Raw genomic sequence first — 7,998 nt, 5'->3', positions numbered from 1 at the left:
GATACGACCTTCGCCACCCAGTACGGCAGCGTTGTTCGCCTCTTTGTCCACCTTGAAGCCGAACAGCGCCAGACGCGCCAGCACCATCTCGCGCACCATGGCTGCGTTCTCACCGATACCGCCGGTAAAGACCACGGCGTCCAGACGACCGTCCATCGCAGCAGCATAGGCGCCGACATACTTGGCCACACGGTAGGTGAAGACATCCAGCGCGCGCTTGGCACCGGCGTCGGTGGCGTAGTTGGTGGTGACGTAGCGGCAGTCGCTGCTCGCTTCGGTCATCCCCAGCAGACCGGACTCACGGGTCAGGGTGTGGTTGATCTGCTCCACGCTGTAACCGAGCTGGTCGTGCATGAAGAAGACTACGGCCGGATCGATATCACCGGAGCGGGTACCCATCGCCAGACCTTCCAGCGGAGTCAGACCCATGGAGGTGTCAACGGATTCGCCGTTCTTGATGGCGCAGACAGAGGCACCGTTACCCAGGTGGCAGTTGATGATGTTCAGTTCATTCAACGGCTTGCCCAGCTCTTTCGCGGCTTCTTCCGCGATGTAGCGGTGAGAAGTACCGTGGGCACCGTAACGACGAATACCGTGTTCGCGGTAGAGCTTGTGCGGCAGCGCATAGAGGTAGGCCTCTTGCGGCAGGGTCTGGTGGAAAGCGGTGTCGAACACGGCCACGTTCTTCTCGGACAGCTGCGGGAACACTTTCAGCGCGGCGCGAATACCGATGAGGTGCGCCGGGTTGTGCAGCGGGGCGAACGGAATGGCGGCTTCGATACCGGCGATCACGCCGTCATCGATACGCACGGAACGGGAGAACTGCTCGCCACCGTGTACGATTCGGTGACCGATGGCCACCAGTTGCTCGGCAAGAGTCGGATCCTGCGGCAGGATGTGACCCACGATATGGTCGAGGGCCTCCTGGTGAGCGGCACCCGCTCCCAGCATGGCTTCGCCCTTGACCCCGTGGAGTTTCCATTTGATACGTGCATCATCCAGATTGAAGCATTCGGCCAGGCCGGACAGCATGTCCTCACCTGTTTCGGCGTCCATTACGGCAAATTTCAGGGAAGAGCTACCGCAGTTAAGGATCAATACCAACTTGCTCATTTTCTACATCTTCCTGTGCTTCGGCTTTATGCCGACAGTGTCGTGTCATCCAAAAGAGGATGGGATTCCCCTGCCGGGGGCTTATGGTCGCAGGAGGGTGCGTCCAATTTTTCAATTCTTGCTCTTGAAAGAGTCATCGCAACCTGTGGTGCGTATCACTGGTTTCAATGCTTGCGAGTCTCAACGCATCAGCTGCGCAGGGCTCGCCTCAATGGGAATGCTCAGGCGATAGCCAGCAGATCCTTGTGTACCTTGACCACCAGCTTCTTCACCTTGGCGGGCTGGTTGAAGGTACAGAGCGGGCGGTGCAGCTCGCCCGGCCAGAAGATGGCGAAATCGCCCGGTTGCAGCGCCAGATAGCTGGTCTGCTCGTCCTCGACAAACCAGAGGTCGGGATGGGGATGGTCGGCGCCGTCGCTCACGTAGTCGTGGGGGCCCACACCTATCCACTCTTCACCGCGCAGCAGCAACTGGATATCGAGATACTGCTGATGGAATTCGCCACGGCGATCCGCGGCTGGCTCGGTCAGATCTTCGCTCACCAGACAGAACAGATTGAGGCCATCGATCTCGGTCTTGCCGAGCGGAGCGTCACCCCAGTGAGCCACGCTCTTCACCACCTCAGCCATAATGCGGGCCAGCGGGGCGGGCAGCGGCGTCCGCTGCAGGGTGTTCAGGCTACCGGTGATCATGGCGTCTGTTTCCTGTTAGGTATATCTGGGCGGCATCTTTGCCAGCCAATGAAAAAGGACCTGTGACAGGTCCTTCAATAATGCCGTCTGCAATCCGTGCAAACCGGTTTAGAGCTTTTGCTCATGTTCAGCTATATGGGCACTGTTACACACTCGTCAGCACCTTGCCAAGAGACATAATCCCATTTTCATAGTGATCGTACCAGCTGAAACCATATTATTCACCACCCTTTCCCCCTCGACTTTGACCAGACGCAAAAACGGGCGCATCAGCGCCCGTTTTTTTCGCAAAACCGTTTAACAACCGGTTTCATTCAAGCCTTTTTGGCGTTTTCCACCGGTTTGGCGTACATGGCCCGCCAGATCGCCTTGTGCTCTTCCGGCACCTCTGACTGACGGGTCAGGAAGGCCGCCTGTTCGATGGTGTTGGCCTTGCCGGAGACATCTGCCGCCAGATAGTTGCTGGGGAAGAGGTGGTAGCTGCTCCAGATCGCCTTGTCGATCAGCGCGGCCAGTTCGTCCGGATCGCTGAAGCCCTCGGTAATCGGGGCACCGAAGGAGACGTGTACCCGCCCCTTCATGCCGACGATACCGGCGACGATACTCTCGATATCCTCGAACTCGCCCTTCTCGTAGCTGCCGTTGACCGACTTCTCGTAGAGCTCGCGCGCCTTCGCCTTGTCGGTGGGGTCCAGCTCGTAGCTGATGCTGACCGGCACGATATTGAGGCTGCGCATGTAGTCGACGAAGTCGATCTTCTGCTTCTTGCCGTCGACGTAGAACATCTTGAGGATGGCGGGATCTGTCTTGTCATCGCCATTCTTGGCGCGTCCTTCCTTCTGGGCGATCCAGATGGAGTGACCTTCGTGAACCGAATTGCCGATATAGGCAGACAGCTCGCCGAGCGCCTTCATCATCTCCCGCGGCCCCTTGGCGGAGCGTTTGACGATAAAGCTCTTGTTGAGCTTCATCAGCTCGGTGGCGCAGGGTTTGCGCAGCAGGTTGTCACCGATGGCGATGCGCACGGTATCGAAACCGTGGGTGTGCAGCCCCCAGTTGACGAACGCCGGGTCCATGGCGATGTCTCTGTGGTTGGAGACAAACAGATAGCCCTGCTCTTTCTTCAGATGCTCGATCCCGGAGAAGGTCACCCCCTTGGTGGAGGTAGCGATCATGCGGGACATGTACCGGGTGACCCCCATCTGAACCTGATGCACAGTGGTCACTTTTGACCATTTGCGGCGCAGGAACAGGCGGATCAGCGGGCGGATGGCCCAACCCAGCCAGCTCATCAGGGAACCGAAACGATACTTGGCGATGGCGCCGATAAATTCATCATCCTGGATCAGCCGTTCGATGGCTGCCGGCACTTCTTCATCGCGGTAGGGGCGAATATCCGCGAATCTATCTACTTCAGTCACAATGTCAGCCTTGCATGCTAGGAAACCGCAGCCAACCCGCGTTGGCCGGGGAAAATTCAGGGCGCAATTTTACACGCTTTTATGGCAAGGGGTATGAGACAAGCATGAATAGTGAGATCTGACCAGTTTATTAATCGGATGCCAGTGCCAGCGCGACCGCCGCTTCGGCATGGATGGCAGTGGTGTCGTAGAGCGGCACCGCCGCCCGGGCAGCCCCCACCAGCAGGGCAATCTCGGTACAGCCAAGGATCACCGCCTCGGCACCCGCGGCCGCCAGCCCCGCGATAATGGCCAGATACTCGGCCCGCGACGATGCACGGATCTCCCCCAGACAGAGCTCGTCATAGATGATCCTGTGTACCCGCTCCCGCCCGGCCTCATCAGGTACCAGCACCGCCAACCCGAAGCGCTCCTGCAAGCGCCCCTTGTAAAAATCCTGCTCCATGGTGAAGCGGGTGCCGAGCAGGCCGACCCGGGTTATCCCGTCCGCCTGCAATTTGGCCGCGGTGGCATCGGCGATATGGAGCAGCGGGATATCGATGGCGGCCTCTATCTCGGGGGCGACCTTGTGCATGGTGTTGGTGCCGATCAGCAAGAAATCGGCGCCGCCATCCTGCAACTTGCGCGCTTCCGCCGCCAGTAAGCGAGCTGTGGCGGGCCAGTCACCGGCATGCTGCAGCCGCTCGATAGCGGCAAAGTCGACGCTATTGAGCAGCACCCGCGCCGAGTGAAAACCACCGAGCTTTGCCCGCACCCCGCGGTTGAGCGCCTGATAGTAACTGACGGTGGACTCCCAGCTCATGCCACCCAGCAGACCGATACATTTCATAGGAACTCCTTTCATCCCAAGGGAGGGCAGAACCACGCCACCTTGCAGGCAAGGCCACGCGGACGAGATAAAAAAGGCCCCGCAGGGCCAACAAGACAGCCGGTAAAGGCCCGGGCGAACCCCGGGCTAAATCCAGATCATCCCGACACAGGCGGCCGTCGCCAGCCCCATGCCAAGATTGAAACGCCGCCAACCCCGGGCGGTGCGAATGATTTGCCGCACCTGGGCACCAAAAAGCACCCAGAACGCCCCGGTGTAGAGGCCGGTAATAAAGAAGATCACCAACACCCAGAGCGCAGAGGGCCAGTAAGCCTCCCCCGCCAGAGTGAAACCGCTGATGGCGGAGAGCGCCATCATCCATGCCTTGGGATTGAGCAGTTGCAGCATGGCCCCCTGATGGGCGGGAATGAGCGGCCGGTTGCCCTCGGCCGGGCCGCTGGCGGTCGCCACCTTCCACGCCAGCCAGAGCAGATACGCCGAGCCGATAAGCTTGAGGCCATCGTGCAGCAGCGGCACCTTCTCGAACACCACGCCAAGCCCCAGCGCGGTGGCGAGGATCATCAGATTGATCCCCCCGACCACCCCCACCAGCAGGGGAATCGTGCGGCGAAAACCCTGCGCCGCCCCGGCGCTGGTGAGCAACATATTGTTGGGCCCCGGCGTGCCGCAGGTAACCAGGGCAAACCCCGCCAGGGGCAGTAACCAGTTCAGATCCATCTCAACCTCTTGTCGATGCAACGCCCCCGTTATGGGGAAAGCCTTCTAATATGCAGAGCCAACCCCGTGGCGACAAGTCAGAAATGCCTCTTTCTCGGCCACCACCTCCATCAGCGCAGCACGGCTCAATACCATAGCATCACCACGCAGAGCGCCGTCAGCAGACCGAGAGAACCGTTGAGTCGCCGCCAGCCCCGATCCGAGCTGATCCAGTTGCTCAGCTGATGGCCGAACAGTACCCAGACAAAGCAGACCGGCAGGGCCACCAGCACAAACATGACCATCACCGCCAGCTGACTCGGCCAGTAACTGGCGCCGGGCAGGCTGAAGAGACTGATGGCGGAGATCCCCATCATCCACGCCTTGGGATTGAGGAACTGAAAGCCCAGCCCCTCCAGCATGGTCAGCGGACGGGCGCGTCGGGCCGGATCCCCCGGCGCCCCGGCCACCGCGATACGCCACGCCACGCCAGCCACAGCAGATAGAGGCTGCCGAAGATCTGCAAACCGAGCCGCAGCAAGGGCCAGCGCTCGAACAGCGGATAAAGCCCCAGCGCCAGTACCAGTTGCAACACCGGCTGCCCCAACCCTACCCCGAGCAGATGTGGCAGGGTACGGCGCACCCCGAAGTTGGCGCCGGAGGCCGTCAGCATCAGGTTGTTGGGCCCCGGCGTACCGCAGGTGAGTACGGCAAAACCGAACAGGGTGACATACCACTCCATCGTCATATTTGACTCCTTGCCCGCCACATTGTATCGATACAATGTGTGCTATTTGGTTGTTATCAGGTTGAAATTCACGCTATATTGACAGCAAATTTTGATCAATGGATTTATTGTCACCATGACAATCTGGACGCCCGACCTTGCAGCCTTCGATGGCCCCCTCTACCTCAAGCTGGTCAAAGCGATCGAACAGGGGATCGTGAATGGCGAGCTGCCACCGCAGACCCGATTGCCTACCCACCGATCCCTGGCGGATCGTCTGGGTGTCACCGTCGGCACCGTCACCCGCGCCTACAGCGAGGCAGAGCGGCGCGGCCTGCTGACCGCCAGAGTGGGCCATGGCACCTGGGTCAAGGGAGCGAACACAGATCCCGCCAATGAGTGGGTGATCCGCCAGGAGGAGGGGCACCGCATCGAGCTGTGGCAGAACCTGCCGGTGCAGCTGGATCGGGCGGCCATCATTCGCCCCATGCTGGGGGAAGTGGCGGACGGGGATCTCAACGCCCTGCTCGGCTACGACAAGGAGGCGGGACGGCCGGATCAGCGCCAGCAGTTCGTCGACTGGCTGGCGGAGCAAGGGGTGGCCTGCAGTGAGGATCGCCTGCTGTTCAGCCACGGCGCCCAGCACGGCATCATGCTGGCGCTGCTGGCGACCAACTGCGTGGGGGAAACCATCCTGTGCGAGGGGCTGAGCTACCCCGGTATGCTGGGCAATGCCCGCCAGCTGAAGAATCAGGTGGTGGGGCTGGCGATGGACGAGGAGGGGCTACTGCCCGAGGCGCTGGACGCCGCCTGCCGCACCCGCCGTGCCAAGCTGCTCTACCTCACCCCGACCCTGCAAAATCCCACCACCGCCATCATGAGTCTGGCGCGGCGGGAGGCCATCGTCGCCATCGCCCGTCACCACGATTTGCTGATCATCGAGGATGACGTCAACGGCCTGTTGCCCCAGCAACCTGTGATCCCTCTGGTCAATCTGGCGCCGGAGCGGGTCATCTATCTGGGCAGTCTGGCCAAGATCGCCTGCGGCGGCCTGCGGGTGGGCTTCGTGCTGACGCCCCCCGCACTGCGCAGCGCCTTCGCCCAGACCATGCGGCTGTCGAGCTGGATGGTGAGCCCGCTGCTGATCGAGCTCGCCTGCAAAATGGTCAGTCAGCGCCAGATCATGCCGCTGGTCGAGCAGCAGCGGGAGATCCTCAAACGCCGCGGTGAACTGCTGCGCCACCTGCTGCCCGCCGCCCGCTGGCAGCCGGGCAGCATGCACGCCTGGCTGCCGCTGCCGGAGCCTTGGCGCAGCCAGCAGTTTGCCGCTGCCGCCGATGCCCTTGACGTTGGCGTGGCGAGCGGGGAACACTTCGCCGCCGGTCAGTTTGCCGCTCCGCAAGGGGTGCGCCTGAGCCTGAGCCAACCCGCCACCGACGCCAAGGTCGGCGAAGGGCTGGCCCGTCTGGCGCAGCTGCTGCTGGGGACGCCCCCCAGCAATCCCCTGCTATAGTCAGGGCCAGCCGATCTGACCTTCACGCTTCATCGTCATTGCCAAGGAGATGCCGTGCCCCCCATCAGAGCCGCCCTGCTGTTTGCCACCCTGTTGCTGGGCGGCTGCGCCTCGTCAACGACCCACCAGCAGCTGGGGGCCGCGCTCAATGGACTGGAAGGGGAGTTGCAACGACTGGAAGAGGAGCTGGCGGCCATGAACGGCCTGCACTATCAAAAGGCGATCGATGCGCCGCTCAGTTTGCGCCGTGCACTCGGGGCGCCGCAGCCCACGCCAGAGGGGCTGGTGCCAGTGGCCAGCAAGCTGGAAGATGGGCCACTCCTTCGCTATCAATACCGACTGCCAGCGGGGATGGCGAGTCTGCCCCAAGACAACCTCTGCCAGCGCTACGAGTTCGAGCTGCGCCATCTGGGCCGCCTCGGCAAGCTGGAATTGAGCTGGCTGGGGGAACAGGGCAAGGGGTCGCGGCTGATCCGCCAGAGCGACTGCCCCTTCGGGACGCAGGTCCGCCCTCTGCAATAACAGGTCGCAGCCCTGAGAGGTGGCATAACCGATTGAAATAACAGCCCATAGTGCGCCTTCCAGCACCCTGCTGGCTACTGTCAGCTTTTCACTCAGCGAGTGCTGTGCCTATGTTCCTCTTGGGTCTACCATAATCAACCTAATGGTTTGCTCACAGGAAGTACCTGCATGACGATACTGCTGCTCGAAGAGGATCCCCTGCTCCGTAGCGCCATCACCCGGGAACTGACCGAACAGGGAGTACCCGCCGACCGGATCCACTACCACAGCCATCCAAACCACGAGCGCAGTGGCCTGCTGGCCCTGCTGCAACAGCACGCCTTCGACGCCATCATCTGTCAGCAGGACAAGCAGCAGGATCTTGACGGAGCCCGGCTGCTGCACGAAGCGCACTATCTCGGCCTGCTGCAACCCGGTTGCGTATTGCTGCTGCTCGATGCCGATCAGAGCGAGCAGGAGTTTCTCCCCTCGGATCTCTACTTCTC

At 61.4% G+C, this 7,998-nt stretch carries 7 protein-coding genes and 2 pseudogenes; 3 read left to right on the top strand and 6 right to left on the bottom strand.

The genetic code is table 11. The features are described 5' to 3' along the window. From AACS18_RS02225 to AACS18_RS02200, 6 genes and pseudogenes are all read right to left on the bottom strand, one after another. Positions 1-1,113 (bottom strand): acetate kinase (locus AACS18_RS02225; RefSeq protein WP_258228825.1); only part of this gene is annotated, 1,113 nt, incomplete at its 3' end. A 221-nt stretch (positions 1,114-1,334) separates the two neighbouring features. Then, a complete protein-coding gene (locus AACS18_RS02220; protein WP_108613603.1) occupies positions 1,335-1,805 on the bottom strand; it encodes a YhcH/YjgK/YiaL family protein in 471 nt (156 codons plus the stop codon). A 314-nt stretch (positions 1,806-2,119) separates the two neighbouring features. Next, a complete protein-coding gene (locus tag AACS18_RS02215; RefSeq protein WP_005335527.1) occupies positions 2,120-3,226 on the bottom strand; it encodes a 1-acyl-sn-glycerol-3-phosphate acyltransferase in 1,107 nt (368 codons plus the stop codon). Positions 3,227-3,356: 130 nt separating this feature from the next. Next, on the bottom strand, positions 3,357-4,055 hold the full coding sequence (locus AACS18_RS02210; RefSeq protein ID WP_108613602.1) for an aspartate/glutamate racemase family protein: 699 nt from the start codon (positions 4,053-4,055) through the stop codon (positions 3,357-3,359). A 126-nt stretch (positions 4,056-4,181) separates the two neighbouring features. Beyond that, the gene (locus AACS18_RS02205; RefSeq protein ID WP_005335534.1) at positions 4,182-4,772 is read right to left on the bottom strand and encodes a LysE family translocator; all 591 of its coding nucleotides are present in this window, start codon (positions 4,770-4,772) and stop codon (positions 4,182-4,184) included. 125 nt (positions 4,773-4,897) lie between these two features. Continuing rightward, positions 4,898-5,499 (bottom strand): annotated as a pseudogene (locus tag AACS18_RS02200) (LysE family translocator). A 115-nt stretch (positions 5,500-5,614) separates the two neighbouring features. Here AACS18_RS02200 and AACS18_RS02195 point away from each other — a divergent pair. From AACS18_RS02195 to AACS18_RS23005, 3 genes and pseudogenes are all read left to right on the top strand, one after another. Continuing rightward, positions 5,615-6,991 carry an aminotransferase-like domain-containing protein gene (locus AACS18_RS02195; protein WP_108613601.1) on the top strand — a complete coding sequence of 459 codons (1,377 nt, stop codon included), beginning with the start codon at positions 5,615-5,617 and terminating at the stop codon, positions 6,989-6,991. A gap of 54 nt (positions 6,992-7,045) precedes the next feature. Next, positions 7,046-7,513 carry a hypothetical protein gene (locus AACS18_RS02190; protein WP_108613600.1) on the top strand — a complete coding sequence of 156 codons (468 nt, stop codon included), beginning with the start codon at positions 7,046-7,048 and terminating at the stop codon, positions 7,511-7,513. Between the two features lie 168 nt (positions 7,514-7,681). Then, positions 7,682-7,998: pseudogene (locus AACS18_RS23005) on the top strand (hypothetical protein); the annotation flags it as partial.

Origin of the sequence: Aeromonas sp. HMWF015, assembly GCF_963878965.1 — a bacterium.
GTDB lineage: Bacteria > Pseudomonadota > Gammaproteobacteria > Enterobacterales > Aeromonadaceae > Aeromonas > Aeromonas veronii.
This window is presented reverse-complemented; position numbering and strand designations above follow the sequence as displayed.

What these genes read in the sequence shown, in the direction of transcription:
- AACS18_RS02220 (WP_108613603.1), bottom strand. Translation starts at nt 1,805, where the DNA reads ATGATCACCGGTAGCCTGAACACCCTGCAGCGGACGCCGCTGCCCGCC.
- AACS18_RS02210 (WP_108613602.1), bottom strand. Translation starts at nt 4,055, where the DNA reads ATGAAATGTATCGGTCTGCTGGGTGGCATGAGCTGGGAGTCCACCGTC.
- AACS18_RS02205 (WP_005335534.1), bottom strand. Translation starts at nt 4,772, where the DNA reads ATGGATCTGAACTGGTTACTGCCCCTGGCGGGGTTTGCCCTGGTTACC.
- AACS18_RS02195 (WP_108613601.1), top strand. Translation starts at nt 5,615, where the DNA reads ATGACAATCTGGACGCCCGACCTTGCAGCCTTCGATGGCCCCCTCTAC.